16 protein-coding genes are annotated in these 18,666 nt (G+C 35.0%); 9 read left to right on the top strand and 7 right to left on the bottom strand.

Going from position 1 to position 18,666, the window contains the following annotated elements; all coding sequences use genetic code 11:
• Positions 1-262: 262 nt before the first annotated feature.
• On the top strand, positions 263-838 hold the full coding sequence (locus G7Y57_RS12880) for a superoxide dismutase (RefSeq protein WP_165024825.1): 576 nt from the start codon (positions 263-265) through the stop codon (positions 836-838).
• An 83-nt stretch (positions 839-921) separates the two neighbouring features.
• Entirely contained in the window at positions 922-1,710 is a 789-nt protein-coding gene (locus G7Y57_RS12885; RefSeq protein WP_165024730.1) for a hypothetical protein, read from the top strand.
• On the opposite strand, the gene G7Y57_RS12890 is transcribed toward G7Y57_RS12885, so the two are convergent.
• Both G7Y57_RS12890 and G7Y57_RS12895 read right to left on the bottom strand, forming a co-directional pair.
• Positions 1,698-2,318: an EcsC family protein gene (locus G7Y57_RS12890; RefSeq protein ID WP_165024732.1), complete on the bottom strand. Its 621-nt coding sequence runs from the start codon at positions 2,316-2,318 to the stop codon at positions 1,698-1,700. The genes G7Y57_RS12885 and G7Y57_RS12890 overlap by 13 nt on opposite strands.
• Before the next feature lie 118 nt (positions 2,319-2,436).
• A complete protein-coding gene (locus G7Y57_RS12895; RefSeq protein ID WP_165024734.1) occupies positions 2,437-2,943 on the bottom strand; it encodes a peroxiredoxin family protein in 507 nt (168 codons plus the stop codon).
• A 288-nt stretch (positions 2,944-3,231) separates the two neighbouring features.
• Here G7Y57_RS12895 and G7Y57_RS12900 point away from each other — a divergent pair, with 288 nt between their 5' ends.
• From G7Y57_RS12900 to G7Y57_RS12920, 5 genes are all read left to right on the top strand, one after another.
• A complete protein-coding gene (locus G7Y57_RS12900) occupies positions 3,232-3,684 on the top strand; it encodes a YbaN family protein (protein ID WP_255491446.1) in 453 nt (150 codons plus the stop codon).
• Between the two features lie 114 nt (positions 3,685-3,798).
• Positions 3,799-4,116, top strand: coding sequence for a DUF3467 domain-containing protein (locus tag G7Y57_RS12905; protein WP_165024736.1), 318 nt, complete (start codon positions 3,799-3,801; stop codon positions 4,114-4,116).
• 178 nt (positions 4,117-4,294) lie between these two features.
• Positions 4,295-4,522 (top strand): DUF4492 domain-containing protein, encoded by a 228-nt coding sequence (locus tag G7Y57_RS12910; RefSeq protein ID WP_165024738.1) that lies wholly within the window; start codon positions 4,295-4,297, stop codon positions 4,520-4,522.
• A 25-nt stretch (positions 4,523-4,547) separates the two neighbouring features.
• A complete protein-coding gene (locus G7Y57_RS12915) occupies positions 4,548-6,095 on the top strand; it encodes a cytochrome ubiquinol oxidase subunit I (RefSeq protein WP_165024741.1) in 1,548 nt (515 codons plus the stop codon).
• A 45-nt stretch (positions 6,096-6,140) separates the two neighbouring features.
• Positions 6,141-7,289: a cytochrome d ubiquinol oxidase subunit II gene (locus G7Y57_RS12920; RefSeq protein ID WP_185153938.1), complete on the top strand. Its 1,149-nt coding sequence runs from the start codon at positions 6,141-6,143 to the stop codon at positions 7,287-7,289.
• Between the two features lie 75 nt (positions 7,290-7,364).
• Here the strand turns inward: G7Y57_RS12920 and G7Y57_RS12925 are convergent, their stop codons facing one another.
• Both G7Y57_RS12925 and G7Y57_RS12930 read right to left on the bottom strand, forming a co-directional pair.
• The gene (locus G7Y57_RS12925) at positions 7,365-9,491 is read right to left on the bottom strand and encodes a S46 family peptidase (RefSeq protein ID WP_165024743.1); all 2,127 of its coding nucleotides are present in this window, start codon (positions 9,489-9,491) and stop codon (positions 7,365-7,367) included.
• Between the two features lie 41 nt (positions 9,492-9,532).
• Entirely contained in the window at positions 9,533-11,029 is a 1,497-nt protein-coding gene (locus G7Y57_RS12930) for an oligosaccharide flippase family protein (protein WP_165024746.1), read from the bottom strand.
• 219 nt (positions 11,030-11,248) lie between these two features.
• On the opposite strand from G7Y57_RS12930, the gene G7Y57_RS12935 reads away from it, so the two are divergent.
• Positions 11,249-13,054 (top strand): AMP-dependent synthetase/ligase, encoded by a 1,806-nt coding sequence (locus G7Y57_RS12935; protein ID WP_165024748.1) that lies wholly within the window; start codon positions 11,249-11,251, stop codon positions 13,052-13,054.
• Positions 13,055-13,068: 14 nt separating this feature from the next.
• Positions 13,069-14,199: a radical SAM family heme chaperone HemW gene (hemW, locus tag G7Y57_RS12940; protein WP_165024751.1), complete on the top strand. Its 1,131-nt coding sequence runs from the start codon at positions 13,069-13,071 to the stop codon at positions 14,197-14,199.
• A 12-nt stretch (positions 14,200-14,211) separates the two neighbouring features.
• Here hemW and G7Y57_RS12945 read toward each other — a convergent pair whose 3' ends face one another.
• The 3 genes from G7Y57_RS12945 to G7Y57_RS12955 form a co-directional block, all read right to left on the bottom strand.
• On the bottom strand, positions 14,212-14,784 hold the full coding sequence (locus G7Y57_RS12945) for a hypothetical protein (protein ID WP_165024753.1): 573 nt from the start codon (positions 14,782-14,784) through the stop codon (positions 14,212-14,214).
• The gene (locus G7Y57_RS12950; RefSeq protein WP_165024756.1) at positions 14,781-15,938 is read right to left on the bottom strand and encodes an iron-containing alcohol dehydrogenase; all 1,158 of its coding nucleotides are present in this window, start codon (positions 15,936-15,938) and stop codon (positions 14,781-14,783) included. The genes G7Y57_RS12945 and G7Y57_RS12950 overlap by 4 nt, the downstream gene beginning before the upstream one ends.
• Before the next feature lie 90 nt (positions 15,939-16,028).
• On the bottom strand, positions 16,029-18,443 hold the full coding sequence (locus tag G7Y57_RS12955) for a TonB-dependent receptor (RefSeq protein WP_165024757.1): 2,415 nt from the start codon (positions 18,441-18,443) through the stop codon (positions 16,029-16,031).
• Between the last annotated feature and the right edge of the window lie 223 nt (positions 18,444-18,666).

Genomic DNA, 18,666 nt, shown 5'->3' on the forward strand with positions numbered 1-18,666 from the left:
AAAATAGAAAATAAATAGACGTTATCTATTGATAATGAGTAGCGCATTAGTATTATCAATGAAAGTTAAAGATAATCTATATTAATTATGATCGAAAAAGTAAACAAATCCGGATTGTATTTGTTAATTTAGTACATTCATTTAAGAAATTATGTTTATGAAAAGAACAATTTTGACATGTATAATGCTTTCTGCTCTGACTATATGCGGAGTAAAGGCTCAAGATATAAACAATACTAATAATAATCAAAAAACAAAAGCTATGAAATTTGAATTACCTAAGTTGCCTTATGCAACTAATGCTTTAGAACCAGTTATCAGTCAACAAACTGTAGAACTTCACTATGGTAAGCACTTTCAAACATATATTACAAACCTGAACAACCTTGTACCAGGAACTAAGTTCGAAAATGCTGACATAGAAACAATAGTAAAAGAAAGCGATGGCGCTATATTTAATAATGCCGGACAAATTCTTAATCATACAATTTATTTCGAAACATTCTCTCCAAAAGGAGGCGGTGAACCTAAAGGCAAACTAGCTGATGCTATAAATGCTGAATGGGGTTCTTTCGAAAACTTCAAAAAAGAATTTAATACAGCTGCAACAGGCTTATTCGGTTCGGGATGGGCATGGCTTGCTAAAGATGCTGCAGGTAAATTGCAAATCACTAAAGAACCAAATGGCGGTAACCCTGTAACAAAAGGCTTAACTCCACTTTTAGGATTTGATGTTTGGGAACACGCATATTATTTGGATTACCAAAACCGTCGTGCCGATCATCTTACTGAACTGTGGAAAATTATTGACTGGAGCAAAGTAGAAGCTCGTTATTAATAACATTACTTACTTAGATAGAAGAAGCAACCTCTCGGGGTTGCTTTTTTGTTTATATTTGTATCATATATAAAGTTACATAGATGAAAACAAATGTGGCAATATTGGGCATAGATCTCCAAAATGATTTTACATCACCTACCGGATCCTTATTTGTAAAAGGAGCTGATAGCGATATAGAAAGAATAGTAAGTTTCATAAATAAAAATCAGGCTAGAATCGATTATGTAGCACTTACTCTCGACTCGCATCAACCTATACACATTGCCCATCAATGCTATTGGAAAGATAAAGATGGAAACAATCCTTCTCTGTTTACTACTATATCATTAGACGACGTTAGTAATAGTCGTTGGATACCACAATATAATAAAGAGTCAGCTATTCACTACTTCGAAAAACTTACAGAAAAAGGTGAAGTGTGTACAATCTGGCCAATGCATTGCGTATTGGGGAGTGAAGGTTGGGCTATAAATAAACGTCTTATCAACTACTTATCTATCTGGGCAATATCCAACAACAAATCTTACGAATTATTCTATAAAGGTTATAATCAATCGACAGAGCATTACAGCATATTTAAGGCAGCAGTAGAGTGGGAGGGACAACCAGAAACCAGTCTCAATACAAAACTGTTATCTCTGTTAAATTCTTATGATGAAGTTATATTAGTCGGTGAAGCTGCTGACTATTGTGTAGCTAACTCTCTAAATGACATATTGGATGAATGCAATGAATTAGCAAAAAAGATAGTTATATTAACTGATTGCATGTCATGGATTAACCCCAATAATAAAAGAGCAGAATTGATATTTGAAAAAGCGATAAAACAAGGTGTAAAATTTAAATTATCAACAGATTATATCCTATAAACTTCGACAACTTCTATAGATTGACTATCCTTGTCAATAAAAATATTTTTAGCTACTTTACCTATAATTTTTGTAGATATACCATCGAAAGAGCCACCAATTATACCGCCTAAAACAGGAATTGCCTTTCCTATATTAGCCGCAGTTTTCTCTCCGGCATTAGTGGATACAACCTTTAGACTGATTTTTTGAAGTACTTTTGTCAGAACTTTCTCTCCGGATCTTATACTTAAATCTTTCAAAAGCTCTTTTGCCCCATTACCTGCCATACTGATATAAATTAGCGATTTCACTTTATCACTCGTTATATCATAACCGCCCATATAGGCTATCGCTGCAATCATTCTCACTTGCACATAAATCACACTGGCAACATTCGCGGGAACTGTTAAAGGCATTACTGTTACACCTCCTAATCCTGTAACGAAGCCACTGGTTGCAGCTTTTGCTACCTGCCATTTTATGAGAGAATCTACTTGATGGCTAAGAGTGCCTTTTTGCTCTAAATAACTATTAGCTAAATCATAGGCCGAGTCAACACCGGTAAAACCGACAATTGCTTTTGAGTATGCCCAGTCTAATGTTTTTGAAATCAACCCTTTTCCCATATTATGCTTTGTTTTGTAGTAATTGTTTTATCTTAAAGTACCAAATAAAATACAAGGTATAAAGAATAAAGCGTTTCACTTCGAAAAATGAAACGCTTTTAATAAATAGTAAATTTAATTAATTTTCTTTCAGCAATTGATCTAATTGGTTGGCTGTTAAATTCATTGCAACAACTACTCCATTCTCATCGATCAAGTAGTTTCTGAATCCTTTTTCCAATTGGTAACGGTTGAACAGGTCTGTATAAACATCTCCTTTAGCCATAAACTGATATTCTTCAGTTATTTTGTCTATAGCTACTGTTTTTTCAAAAACAGATTCACTTTCATCGAACGATACTGATACCATTTTCACCGGATAATTTTCTTTTTCAATTACATTCGAAAAAAGAACGTTATTCTTGTGAGAATAGGCATCGTAAGCCGCCCAGAAGTTTACCAATACTTTTTGTCCCCTTAGATCAGACAAACTAATTTTTGTTCCTGATACGTTTTCTAAATTTTGTATATCAGGAAACAGGTTTCCCGGATAAATACCTTCCGAAAGCCTAGAAGTTCTTGTTGTATTCGACGATAAACTTATAAAGACCACGCCTACAATCAAGAAGTACTTCAAATACTTCATAAAATAATCATTAGGTTACCACTAAAGCCGATTTCCAATTCCTCACAGAAAAGAAACAGACCCTCCCAATTTTTGGGAACAGAATAACTACCTCTACTCTTAGAGCAATATATCATCCTGCATTTTTAACGGCGCAAATATACTACATTTTTTACACTCTGGCAAGCAATTAGTTAAAATGTAATGTTATAGATAATTAAGATGAGTTATAGATAATATAATTCACTGTTTTTTCATTACTTTGCTTTTCCTTTACTGATAAGGGATTTCGAATATAAATAAGTAATTATGCTGAAGTATATATACATATCATTGGGGTTGATAACTTTAACATTGGGTCTATTGGGAATAATAACTCCCGGTTTGCCAACGACGCCTTTTATACTACTCACAGCTTTCTTATTTGCCAAAGGATCGCCACAATTGCATAAAAGACTATTAAATAACAAACTTACCGGTCATTATATCAATCGGGTAAGCGGAGGATTAAGCGTAAAAGCCCGAATTATTTCAATAGCCTTTATGTGGTGTATGGTCTGTATTACTGCATTTTTAGTCTTTGATTATGGGAAGATGCGGTTTATAATGATAGGCTTAGGGGTAATAGGAACTATAGCTCAATTAATAGTGCTTAGAAAAAGAAAAGCTAAGGTTCAGCCAATAGAAGTCGAGATACAAAACAGCAATATAGAAAGAACTGCTTACAGTATAAAAGCAGAGGCTACGGCCAATAAAGAATAATAATATAATAGTGCTTTAAAATATCGTTTTTATATTTTGTTTTTATAACTGATTTTCTTTCCTTTGTGTAGAAACCATTTATTAAAGTAAATTTGAAAAACATTTAAGAATTCAATGGAGAACAATAGAGATAACGAAAATCAGATACAAATAGAACTTCCCGAAGATATTGCACAAGGTACATACTCAAACTTGTCTATAATATCACATTCTTCATCTGAGTTTGTTATTGATTTTATAAGGGTAGTTCCGGGATTACCAAAAGCAAAGGTACAGTCACGAATAATATTGACTCCCGATCAGGCAAAACGTTTGCTACATGCGTTGAATGAGAATATCAAGAGATATGAAAAACAAAATGGTCATGTAGACATTGATAATGCAGAAGGTTTTCTCCCTCCGATGAATAACGGTCCGATAGGAGAAGCTTAAGATATATTTTATAATTTTACACACAATAGAGATTATACATTCCTAAGAGTTAATATATTACAATACAATATATTAATTTTTGTATCAAAAAAATAAAAGATATGTAAACAGTAGTTTACATACGGTTTGTGATAAATATTACTAAGTACAATAGATATAACTAATAAACTGAATAGATATGAGCGAAACATTACCTAAATTCAACTTCTTCACTATGTTTCGAGACGGCTTTAAAAGCATGACGATAGGAAAAACATTATGGACTTTGGTGATTATAAAACTGATTATCATGTTCTTAATTCTGCGTCCATTTTTCTTTCCCAATTTCTTGAATTCAAAGTTTGACGATGCTAGTAGCAAGGCTGACTATGTAAGTGAAGAACTAATAAATAAATCAAAAGACTGATATCATTAACTAATACTCAATGTTTATGGAATTATTGAATGCATCATTAATAGACTGGTCTAGAGCCCAGTTTGCAATGACAGCAATGTATCACTGGTTGTTTGTGCCTCTTACTTTAGGACTAGGGGTTATCATGGCGATCATGGAAACAATGTATGTTCGTACAGGTAACGAGCAGTGGAAAAAAACCGCCAAATTCTGGATGGTTATTTTCGGTATCAACTTTGCAATTGGAGTTGCAACAGGTATTATACTTGAATTCCAATTCGGAACCAACTGGTCCAACTACAGTTGGTTTGTAGGTGATATCTTTGGAGCACCATTAGCTATCGAAGCCTCATTAGCCTTTTTTATGGAAGCCACATTTATTTCAATCATGTTCTTCGGATGGAAACGTGTGGGTAAAAAAGCCCATCTTGCTGCCACCTGGCTTACAGTACTAGGAGCTACACTATCGGCTCTATGGATCCTTATCGCTAATGCATGGATGCAATATCCAGTAGGAATGGAATTTAATCCAGACACCACACGAAATGAAATGATTAACTTTTGGCAAATTGCTTTATCGCCTGTAGCCATTAATAAATTCTTCCATACCGTACTATCTTGTTGGATATTAGGTGGAGTTTTTGTAGTAGGTGTATCTGCTTGGTATTTTATCAAGAAAAGAGAAATCGAATTTGCACGACAAAGCATGAAAGTAGCTGCTGCATTTGGATTAGTAGCTTCTTTATTAACAGCATGGACAGGTCATGGATCTGCTTATCAAGTTGCTCAGAAACAGCCTATGAAGCTTGCCGTAATGGAAGGCCTTTACGAGGGTTCACATGGTGAGGGTCTTATTGCAGTAGCAATACCTAACCCCGATAAAAAATCATATAATGACGGTATTGAACCATATATTTTCGACATAAAAATACCTAAGGCTCTTTCACTGATGGGATATAATGATTTCGATGCATTTGTTCCGGGAATAAAAGACATAGTAGAAGGTGGTTATGAACTACCCGAAGGAGGTAAGGCACTATCTTTTACTGAAAAACAAACTAAAGGAAGAACAGCTATTCAAGCTCTTGCTGATTATAAAATAGCCAAAAAGGCTGGCAACGAAACAGAAGCAGCCCGATTTAAAGAAGTATTACGTGAAAACTATGCTTATTTTGGCTATGGCTATTTAGAAACTCCTGAGCAATTAATACCTAATATACCAATGGTATTTTGGGCTTTCCACATTATGGTTTATTTAGGTGGATATTTCATTTTATTATTTACAGCAGTACTATTCTTCTTATATCGAAAAAATCTGGAGTCTAAAAAATGGTTTTTATGGACATGTGTATGGTCTATACCACTCGCATACATTGCCGGACAAGCAGGATGGATAGTAGCAGAAATGGGCCGTCAGCCTTGGACTATACAAGATGTTTTGCCCGTTCAGGCCGCGGTTTCAGCCATATCTACCAACTCTGTGATAATAACATTCTTCCTATTCCTTATTCTATTTACAGCTCTGTTGATTGCAGAGATTCGTATTATGTTAAATCAAATAAGGAAGGGTCCGGGATCTCACTAATATTAAGTGTAAATCAGATTTTTAAATAAATAAAAAGATATAATTATGATTACATATTCATTTTTACAACATTATTGGTGGTTCTTAATTAGCTTGATTGGTGGACTCCTTTCCTTCCTTCTCTTTGTGCAAGGAGGACAATCGATGTTGTTCTCACTAGCCAGAGATAAAAAAGAGCGCCATATATTAGTAAATGCTTTAGGACGTAAGTGGGAATATACATTTACTACTCTTGTAACATTTGGTGGAGCTATGTTTGCTTCATTCCCACTATTTTATTCTACTAGTTTCGGTGGAGCATATTGGGTATGGATGGCAATTCTGTTTTGTTTTGTTATACAAGCAGTATCTTACGAATTTCAGTCGAAACCGGGCAATGTTTACGGAAAAAGAACGTATCAGGTCTTCTTATTCTTAAATGGATTACTTGGTACTTTTTTACTAGGAACCGCTATTGCTACATTCTTCACTGGTTCTGAATTTACTGTAGGAAAGGGAAATATTACAGATTTGATCAATCCTACAATCAGCCGTTGGGAGAGTGCATGGCACGGATTAGAAGCATTAGCTAATCCCCGTAACTGGACGCTTGGGCTTGCAGTTTTCTTCTTATCCAGAACATTAGCTTGCTTGTTCTTTATTAATCGTCTGCAAGATGAGAAGTTGGTTTCAAGAGCTCGTAAACTTCTAATGTTTAATGCTTTTCCATTTGTTCTATTTTTCTTAGTATTTGTTATTTGGACATTCGCATCTCCCGGATTTGCTGTAGATCCTGAAACCAAAGAAGTATCAATGGTTCTCTACAAATATTTTAATAACTTACTAGAAATGCCAGTGGTTGGAATATTATTTGTTGCAGGCGTTTTATTGGTTCTTCTAGGAATCGGTAAATCAATAATCAGCAGCGAATATAATAAAGGAATCTGGTTTTCGGGTATTGGAACAGTTTTGACTGTATGCTGCCTGCTTCTTATAACAGGTTTCAACAATACAGCTTTCTATCCTTCTACTCACGATTTACAAAGCTCTCTTACAATCGAGAATGCTTCTTCAAGTGAGTTTACTCTTTCAGTTATGGCTGTAGTATCTATTCTTGTACCAATAGTACTAGGATATATTATATATGCCTGGGGAGTAATGGAGAAAAAACCTTTCGATGCAAAAGACTTCGAAGATGATGGACACGTTTATTAATTAATTGTTCTTTATTTATAATAAAAAAGACCTGCAATTTCTTGCAGGTCTTTTTTATTATAAATAATTGTGCTTTTATTTCACAATCTTCAATTCGTTTATAATACGAGGACATTTCATTACTTTATCTATTGTGTAAAGCACGTAGCGAATATCTACGCTGATGGTACGTTGTACCTTTGGCTCAAATACAATATCACCGCTTAGAGCCTCCCAGTTACCATCGAAAGCTAATCCGATAAGTTGCGCCTGGCCATCGAATACAGGGCTACCCGAATTTCCTCCTGTAATATCATTATTAGAAAGGAAGTTTACATGCATAGTACCGTCTTTATCTGCATATTGACCAAAATTACCTGATCTCAAATTATCAAGAATGTACTCTTGCACACCAAATTCAGGATCACCGGCCACTTCCTTTTCCAATACACCTTCCGATGTCGAGAAATAATCGTAGTACACTGCATCAGCAGGCTTATAACCACCTACAGAACCATAACTTAAACGTTGAGTAAAGTTAGCATCTGGAGAGAAAGCTTTATTAGGCTCCATTTCCATCAATCCAGCCATAAACAAACGATCGCCTTGGCTCATTGCAGGATAATAAGGAGATAACTTATTGTATATATACTCCATACATGAAGTTAGTGAATTAGCAAGCTCAATAGCAGGATCTTTTTCTATATCTTTCTTTTTGCCACTGCTGATTAAAGCAATTACATCTTCCAGATTCGTAAACTTAGTTGTTTTATAAAACCATTCTGCATACTTATCATAATCACCTTTGAATTTTTTCTCAATAGTTTTATATACACTTGGTAAATTCGCAGCCGGAACTCTTTCTGCATACAGTCTAAGCAATACAGGCATTACTACTTTATCCAAGTTAGGCTCATAATCTTTGTAAGGAGTAGTCAACCTTCCTCTCAATGAGGTCTCCTTATTTGTAATTGTACTATCGTTACTCACATAATATGCAGTGCTCGCAAAACGGACAACCTCAATACCATTGTAGAAAGTCTCCTGAAAGTAAGTACGTATCTTAGCATCATCCATAGTTGCCTCGTATGCTTCTTTTAGCGCGGGAAGTGCCGAACCATATTTAGTTTGCCTGCTTGCATCTGAAGCAATCCACTGATTGAATCGGGCTTCAAGCTCTTCTTTTCCTTTTATTACATCTAGCTTAGCAATAGCTTCATTCATCCCCATTGCATTTTTCCAATAGTTAGAGCTACCTGCATATTTCGATGCATATTTTATACGAATTGCGTCATCAGCATTCATTGCTGCTCTCCATATATCTTGTTTTGCTCCACGAACTTCGATACGTGGTTTATGCTCCGATTCAACCATTTGAGTAATACCCCATGATGTCATATAGCGTTCTGTACTTCCGGGATAGCCAATAGTCATTGCATAACTATTGTCCTCATACCCCTTCAATGAAACAGGCACTGAATATTTAGGTTTGTAAGGTACATTTTCAGCACTGTAATAAGCTGCACCATTATCTTTATTGGCGTATACACGAAATACTGAGAAATCGCCTGTCTGACGTGGCCACATCCAATTGTCTGTTTCACCCCCAAATTTACCGACAGATGATGGCGGAGCAAATGCCAATCTCACATCTTTGAATACCTCATAAACAACCACATAATACTTGTTGTGGGAATAGAAGGGTACTACTTTTGCAGTTAAAAACTCATTACCCTCATATTGTTTCAAATACTCTTGCGATAATGAATCTATTTTAGTTTGACGCACCTCTTCACTATCATTCTCCGACACTCCAGCCGTAACATAAGCTGTGATATCTTCTACCTTTTGTAAAAAAGATACAGACAAACCATCGGCCTTCAACTCTTCATCAAAAGTTTGGCTCACAAAACCATCTTTCAAATAGTCATGCTCTACCGAACTCAACTTCTGAATGGCACCATAACCACAGTGGTGATTAGTAAAAATTAATCCCTGATCGGATACGGCAACACCTGTACAGCCTCCGCCAAATATTACAACAGCATCTTTTAACGATGGATTTGTCTCACTATAAATACTATCCGTAGGAAATGTGAAACCCAGCTCTTTCATTCGAGCAACACTCAATTCATTGAGTTCTTTTAATAGCCACATCCCTTCATCAGCTTTTACTGAAAAAGCTAAGAAGAAAATGACTATCCCTAAAAATAATTTTCTCATTTTAGTTTATTATAATTTATAAATATTGTATTTCAATTGTGTTACTTTCTAAAATACTTATTGATAACAGGTATTTGGCTTAATGGCAAATCTCGCTTGATAATAATTACAGTAAATATGATTAGTAATACTGTACGGTATAGTAATCGCAAAATCTCATTCTCAATATACAATTGAGTTCCTGCCAGATAAAAAACTAAAGTCAATATGGCATAAAATCCGATCACTTTTACGTTATATTTTATAGGATAATATTTCTGACCAAAATAATAGGAGATCGACATTATTATCAGATTACAGAAAAATGTAGCCCAAGCACTGGCTACATAGCCATATATAGGCACAAATATTATATTTATGAGAACGGTAATAATACAGCCGAATATGGAAAAGCTTGCTCCAAAATGTGTTTTATCTGTAAGCTTATACCACACCGATAAATTGAAATAGATACCAAAAAATATTTCGCCCATCATCGCTATAGGGACAATATCAACACCAGCCCTGTATCTTTCACCGACAAAATATTTCAATATATCCATGTAAAATGTTACACCTAAAAATACCAATAAAGCAAATATGATAAAGTATTTCATTGCCTGTGCATACGATCGAGTATTGTCTTTATCCTTATTCTGTGCAAAAATAAAAGGTTCGTAAGCATAACGAAATGCTTGCGTAAACATAGCAATAACCAAAGTGATTTTCAAACAAGCACTATAAATACCTAATTGACTAAAGGCTTCGTCCTTATCGTCAAATATATAAGGATAGGTCAATTGTGCTACAGCCTGATTAATAACACCTGCAACACCTAATATTAGTAGTGGATAAGAATATTTTAAAATGCGCCCGAGTAACTGTTTATCAAAGTTATATTTGAATCCCATCATATTAGGAACTAACATAATAAGAATGATAACAGTGCTAATCATATTAGCTAGGAATATATACCCTATCCCATAATCAGGAACGTAGAACCAATCAATGAGCGATGAATACGATTTGTGTATTAACGGGCATATAACAAGAAAAAATACATTGAATAGTATATTGAAGAAGATAAATGCCAGCCTTACTGTTGCAAAACGTATTGGTCTTTTTTTATAACGCAGATAGGCGTAGGGAATCGTCATGAATGCATCTAAAGCCACTACAATAACCATCATCAATATATGTTCGGGATGATCAGTATAGTCCATCCAGGAAGAAATAGGACCAATAAATATAAAGCAGGAAAGTATAAATAGGAGAGAACTTGCACCTAACGATATCAAAGATGTTGAATATACAGTTGTCGAATTCTCATCTTCTTTATTCATAAAACGGAAGAAACCCGTCTCCATACCATATGTAAGCAATACCATAAAGAGAGCCGTAAAACCATATATATAACTGACTTTCCCATATTCGATAGGATTGGTAAAAATATATACATGCAATGGCGTCAAGCACCAATTAAGAAAGCGACCAACAATACTGCTCAATCCGTAGATTGCCGTATCTTTTGCCAAACTTTTCATTTTACCTTCTGCCATAGATCAATTATTTGCCTACAAAAGTAATATATATAATTTGGAATAATATTAATTTGAGAACGAAGTTGACAATCAATCTTTAACATTATTGATGATCTGACGCACTCTTTATAATTGACCAGACAACAGGTGCCTAATCAACTATAAAAAACCGTTATACTTGACAGTTTTATCATATTAAACTCTAACTTTGCAATATATATTAATAGGTAAACAACCATGAATTACTATCATTTAGCCGTGCTTGTGCACAGACAAGCTGCCAGATATGGCAAACGTACAGCCCTTAAGTACAGAAACAGCGTTGAAAAGAAATGGAAAAATATTTCTTGGAAAGTATTCTCTAAGACAGTTCAAAAAACTGCTTGGGCAATGGCTGAACTAGGTGTAAAAGAAGAGGATAGAATCGGAATTTACTCCCAAAATATGGCGCAGTACTTATTCACTGAATTCGGTTCGTACGCGAATAGAGCCTCCAACGTTCCTATATACGCGACTTCGTCACCGTCACAGGTAGAATATATAGTAAATGATGCTCAAATAAAATTATTGTTTGTTGGTGAACAATTTCAATACAATAATGCATTCAAAGTACAGCAAGACTCTTCTGTATTAAAGAAAATCATTGTTTTCGACAATACTGTCAAATTTCATCCTGAAGATAAAACATCTATTTATTACGACAATTTCATAGCTACAGGCGAAAATTCGGATGCAGAAGTATTAGTCAATGTTCGCACAAAGTCGAGACAAGAAACTGATATCGCATGTATTATATACACATCGGGAACAACAGGCGAACCCAAAGGCGTAGTTCTTCCTCACTCATGCTTTTTAGAGCTCTTCCGTATCCATGATATACGACTGCCAATGGTTACGAACAAAGATCTTTCGATGAATTTTCTACCTCTCGCACATATATTCGAAAAGGCCTGGTCATACTATTGTATTCACAAAGGGGTGACTATAGCAATGAATCAAGATGCGAAAGAAATACAAAAATCGATAAAACAAGTACACCCTACACTAATGTGCAGTGTTCCTCGCTTTTGGGAAAAAGTATATGCCGGAGTTAGTGAGAAGATTAACTCTTCCAAAGGATTTATGAAATGGTTGTATACCGATGCTATAAGAGCAGGTAAAAGATATAATCTGGATTATAAAAATAATGGAATCAAAATTTCGACAGGAACTAAGATTAAATTTCATATCTATAATAATACGGTATTCAGAGTATTAAAAATGGTTGTAGGTATCGAAAGAGGAAACCTTTTCCCTTGTGCTGGTGCACCCATCTCAGATGCTATCTGCGAATTCCTTTTATCTGTAAATATCCCTATCATTGTTGGTTATGGACTAACCGAAACATCTGCTACCGTTAGTTTTTATCCACCAAAAGGATTTATTATAGGTTCGGTGGGAACTATAATGCCTGGTGTAGAAGTAAAACTAGGAGAGGGTGACGAGATTCTGGTGAAAGGTAAAACAGTATTAAGAGAGTATTATAATAAACCGGAAGAAACAGCAAAATCGTTCACCGAAGATGGATTTTTCCGAACAGGTGATGCCGGACGATTTGAAAATGGCGTATTGTACATGACTGAACGAATAAAAGATTTGTACAAAACATCTAATGGTAAGTATATAGCTCCTCAGGCTATTGAGACACGTGTAGGCGAAGATAAATATATCGACATGATTGTCGCCATTGCCGACGAACGCAAGTTTGTGAGTGCCCTTATAGTTCCTGATTATAAGGCTGTAAAAGAATATGCAGATGAGAACAGTATCCCCTATAAAGAAGAGGAAGATTTACTTACTAATAAAGACTTTCTTCGAATGCTCGATAGTCGCATAGAATTATTACAAGCACATTTTGCTCCTTACGAAAAGATAAAGAAATATACCCTTCTTCCTGAGCCACTCACTATGGAAAAAGGCGAACTGACAAACACCTTAAAGGTTAAGCGTAAGTTCGTTGCAGATAAATATAAGGATATAATCGATAAAATGTATCAAGAATAAGTCTCACTAAAAAGATGGCAGGCATTTATATTCACGTTCCTTATTGTAAAACAAGATGTATCTATTGTGATTTCTTCACTCAGACTAACACATCTTCAAAAACAGGGTATATTTCTGCTGTTGCTAAAGAAATAGAACTTCGCAAAGATTATCTGGGAAAGGAACCTATAAAGACTATCTATTTTGGGGGAGGAACGCCCTCTCAATTATCAGAAGATGATTTCAAGCATATATTTGAGGCTATTAATAATAGCTTTGAGGTGATTCCGAATGCGGAAATTACCATGGAAGCCAATCCCGATGATCTGAGTGAATCATATATTTCGATGATTCAGTCATTACCATTCAATAGGCTCAGTATAGGAATACAAAGCTTTAATGACAAGGAACTCAATTTCTTAAAAAGGCGACATTCGGCACAACGAGCAAAAGATGTTGTCAAACTCTGTAAACAAGCTGGTTTTGATAATATAAGTATCGACCTGATGTATGGACTTCCCAATCAGACAATGGATATTTGGATGAATAATTTGGAAGAAGCTATATCGCTTGATGTACAGCATATATCATCTTATCATCTTATATACGAGCAAGGAACTAAACTGTTCAAGTTGTTCAAGCAAGGCGAAGTAATGCCTGTAGCCGAAGATATGAGTGTAGATATGTTTTCCGTAATGATAGATAAATTGAATGATGCCGGATTTGAACATTATGAGATATCTAATTTTGCTAAAAACAATCTGTATGCAAAACATAATAGTTCGTACTGGCTAGGGGAAAAATACCTAGGCTTGGGACCTGCTGCGCATTCATTCGATGGACAAAATCGTGCATGGAATATAGCCTCCATATCCAAATATATAGCAGGTATTGATAATAAGAATCCCGATATTGAAATTGAATATCTCGACCCGACATCACAATACAATGATTTCATACTCACAGGTCTGCGCACCATGTGGGGTGTTAATTTAGCAGAGGTTAAAAATCGTTTTGGTGATAAAATGCTGACTTACTGTTTGAATAACGTGCAAAGATATGTCGATCAAGACTTTGTCAAAAATGAGAATAGTATATTAAAGCTAACACGCGAAGGTATATTTATATCGGATGGTATAACGAGTGATTTAATGTATATCAAATAAAACTGAAAAGTTCTAATCCCCATTTTTCAAATCAGCCCAAATTCCTAGCTTTTTGTTTCGGGCATATAATTCTGCCACCTTAACTTTTTCAATAAAATCATCGTACGTTTTCTTATCTATTAATATCCGGGTATCAGAATCCTTGGATTCAGTTTTACCTTCCTCACTATTCGTTCGTGGGCGTAACATTGTACCTCCCGGACAAGCACCATTACGCACAAGATAAATATTCAATGTATCTGAACCTTGCATAACCCAACAATAGATAAGCTTAGAGTTAGGATTATTAGTAGTGATTGGTGATATGGATGAGACAGAAGTAACAACAGCTGAAGGATGTTTCTTTATCCAAGTATTTACTAAACTGTCAATATTATTACTGCGAGGAGACCTAAAAAAACCTGTTCCCAATAATGTATATGTATTATTAGGTTCCGATTTTTTAGCACCAAATATCGATTCGAAACTAAATTCAGATATTTTTGCGTATTTATTATAATCAAATTGACCAAAGCAATTATTGCTGATTATTAAAGTAATAATCAGCAACAATATATAATAAAGCTGCTTCGAAGCTTTTATCATAATCTCAGTCTGAGTATTTCTACTACAACATCCGATGTTATATTTTTGCACTCACCAAGTTTCCAACCACGTTCAATAAAACGTTTCTCCACTTTTTCAATTGCGTCTTCGTCCAAACCGTAATCCGATAAGTGAGTCTTATTTCCCATTTGCTCAAAGAAACCTTCTACTGCTGCAATCGTTTTATCTATTAATTCACTATCAGAAGTAGCTTGTAAGCCAAATACTTCTTTACCTAGTCGTTTTATTTTTTTCGCTTTCTGATCTTTCAATCTTGTCATTACACCCGGCAGTACGATTGCCAGAGTCTGAGCATGATCCAAACCATAGAAAGCAGTCAGCTCATGACCAATCATATGGGTAGCCCAGTCTTGGGGTACTCCGCACGAAATCCAGTAATTTAATGCCCATGTAGAAGCCCACATCAGATTTGCTCTTACATCATAATCCGTAGGATTCTCCAATGCCTTAGGGCCTTCCAATACAAGCGTTTTCAATATAGCTTCCGACATTAAATCTTGCAGTAACGAATCTCCTTCATTATAAGTCAAGTATTGCTCTATTACATGTATGAAAGCATCTACCACACCATTAGCAATCTGACGAGGAGGCAAACTAAATGTTACAGTAGGGTCGAGCACCGAGAATTTAGGAAATACAAGAGGAGAGGAGAAAGCCAGTTTTTCCTGAGTCGCAGCTTTGGTTATTACACCGCCATCATTCATTTCAGAACCTGTAGCCGAAATCGTCAACACGGTGCCAAATGGTAAAGCTTTCTTTATTTCGAGTCCTTTAGATAATATCTGCCAAGGATCACTGTCATCGAAGCATGCTGCTGCAACTATAAATTTGGTAGCATCTATAACAGAACCTCCACCAACAGCCAAAACATAGTCAATATGTTTCTCTTTTATCAAAGCCACAGCTTTCATACAGGTTTCGAAATGTGGATTAGCTTCTATTCCCGAAAATTCTGTGTATTCGAAAGAAGAAAGAGCATTTATAACCTGCTCATATACATTATTTTTCTTGATACTACCTCCACCGTAAGTAATAAGAACTTTACTGCCTACAGGTATTTCACTTGTAATATTTTTGATTGTATCTTTTCCGAAGATTATTTTTACAGGATTTGTAAATGTGAAATTGTTCATTGATTTTTTATTTAGAGGATATATCTATTTAGTAAGAGTAAAGTTATACTTTTTTTCTCTCGAAGAATCTATGTTTTGTATTAAAACAGCTTAAAAGTCGGCAAGCAACCTGATATTCAATTGTCTACCTGTTAAATAATTAGGAATAGCGTATTGATTAGAATAAACGTCTGTAATCCAATAATATGTGTTTACATTTTTTATATCGAACAAATTAAATACATCTAAGCCTAGCCATACATTTTTGAATGCTTTGCAAAACGAGTTTTTATTTCTAATGGCATAATTTTCACCCAGAATCTCCCACGAAAAACCGATATCCGCCCGCTTATACGCAGGTGCACGAAAATAACCATCATTAAAACTCTTATTTGGTGCAGCAAATGGCAATCCATCAGAGAAAGCACCCCTAAAACTCATCTTTATACGATCATAACCCGGAAAATAATCTTGCAGATAAACTGATATATTATAACGTTGATCAGTAGGCAGTGGCGTTTTTATACCATTTATATCTTGTCGAGTTTTCATTAGCGATAAACTAATCCAACTGCTGGTTCCTGTTACAAATTCACCATACAACTGCATATCGATTCCTGTTATATAGCCAGTCCCTTCATTTTCACCTGAATATCTAACCCTTACATTATCTATTGTATAAGGTATTACATCAGATAAACGTTTGTAGAATAATTCACTCGAAAATTTAAAAGCCCGCTCACCGGATTTAAAATGATAATCACTACCTAATATAAAATGTTGCGATTTTTGAGATTTAATATCCTTATTCGGTACTATAACATTATTCCCTTCTACATCTACCACTTGTTGATACTCACGATAAAATGGAGCCTGATAATATGCACCTCCTGCCAAACGGAAAGTAAAGTTTTCGTTAGCAGCAGGTATAAATAACAACGCAAGACGTGGACTTACCAACAGTTCGTTATTAAAATCCCAATAACTGGCTCTTAAGCCGGCATTGAGTGTAAATAATCCTCGATCAGTATTAAACTGATATCTTTCTTGTAAATATCCTGATATACGTGTAGAATTGACCTTATTATTTGATTTCAGATTAGAAAACATATTTACCGTGATGCCATCGTTGGGCAGTGAGTAGCCTGTAGAATCACGCATTTCCCATTCGCTGATGCGGTCTTTGATTTGCTCTTGCTGAAATGATAATCCCCATTTTATGAGATGTTTATCAAGTTTTAAACTACCAAAATGAGTGATATTATATACATCAATATCCAGTTTATTGCGGGCATGATTGTGATAAGTACCTATCCCAAGAAGATTATTCGTTTCACTATCAGAACCATCTAAAGTATTGATTTCGGTAAGTCTATATCGACCTTCTATATCAAATCGTTCATGTTCATCGGATGAGAAAGCTGAAGACATAATACCTAGTTCCAGATTATCATTTATCTTTCCTTTCAAAGTTAAAGCTCCTTGGTAAGTTATAAACTTATCATCTTCCCATCCATCAAAAAAGACTTTAAAGTTTCTCAATCGCTCAACTGTCCCGAAATTGGTTGAGCGTGTCTGAGGAGTAAACTGGTAAGCATTACGTGAATAATTCCCTAAAAAACTAATGTCCCATTTTGGAGAGAGGCTATATGTCATATATGATTGCAAATCGAGGAACGACGGGTCATACTCAGCTCTTGTATCAGTAGTATTCAATAATGATCTGGTATTTTTATACCTTACGCTAGTCATTTGCGAAAAAGTATTTGTAGCATTACCAATATATACACTACCATCCATTAAACTGGCTCCAACAGATCCTTCGAACCGCTGTGGTTTTTTGTATTGAACATCTAAAACAGAAGACATTCTATCACCATATTCGGCATTATAGCCACCGCTCGAAAAAGCCACTGACTGCACCATATTAGGATTGATAAAACTTAACCCTTCCTGCTGTCCCGAACGAATCAACAAAGGGCGATGTATTTCTACACCATTCACATAGATAACATTTTCATCGAAATTACCACCCCTTACTAAATATTGGGAACTCAACTCATTCGTAGAACTAACCCCTGAAAAAGAAAATAACAAAGACTCTATGCTGCTATCCAATAAATAGGAGCGACGTTTAGGATCAAATACATCTACAGTCATATTCAGCATCCTGCTTTTCCCATCCGCGTTTATTACTACCGATTCAAGATTCTGATCAGCATCTTTCATTATAACATTAAGATTTATATCTTCGGTCAAGGGTGGAATAGTAAGGTAGATCGTTTGGAATCCAATTGATGAAAATATTATTTTAACAGAATCTTTAGTGATTATATTTAATGAATACTCTCCTTTATTAGTAGTAAAAGTTCCATTCGTTTGACCAATATCCTTTGAAGAAACAGATACATGCGAAAGAGGCTTTTTATTTGCATCATATACAACTCCGCTAATTTTTACCGATTGAGCAAAAAATGAAAGGGAAATTAATATAAATGTAGTAAGTAATAAACTTTTCTTTATCATGTAATATGTCTATAAGTACCAGCAAATTTATAGATATATTTTTGCAGCGGCAAACATCTACTTATTTTAATATGTTTTAGTAAGAAGTAAGCGCTATTTTTTATCATCTTAGGCTATCTTTGTACAGCTGCTTACTTTATATAAATAGCTTATTGTTGAAAACTCTTCGATGGTTTTCTTCTAAAAGATATGATCTCATTGTATCTTTATAACTTCTATAATT

The organism is Dysgonomonas sp. ZJ279 (assembly GCF_011039205.1).
Classification (GTDB): Bacteria; Bacteroidota; Bacteroidia; order Bacteroidales; family Dysgonomonadaceae; genus Dysgonomonas.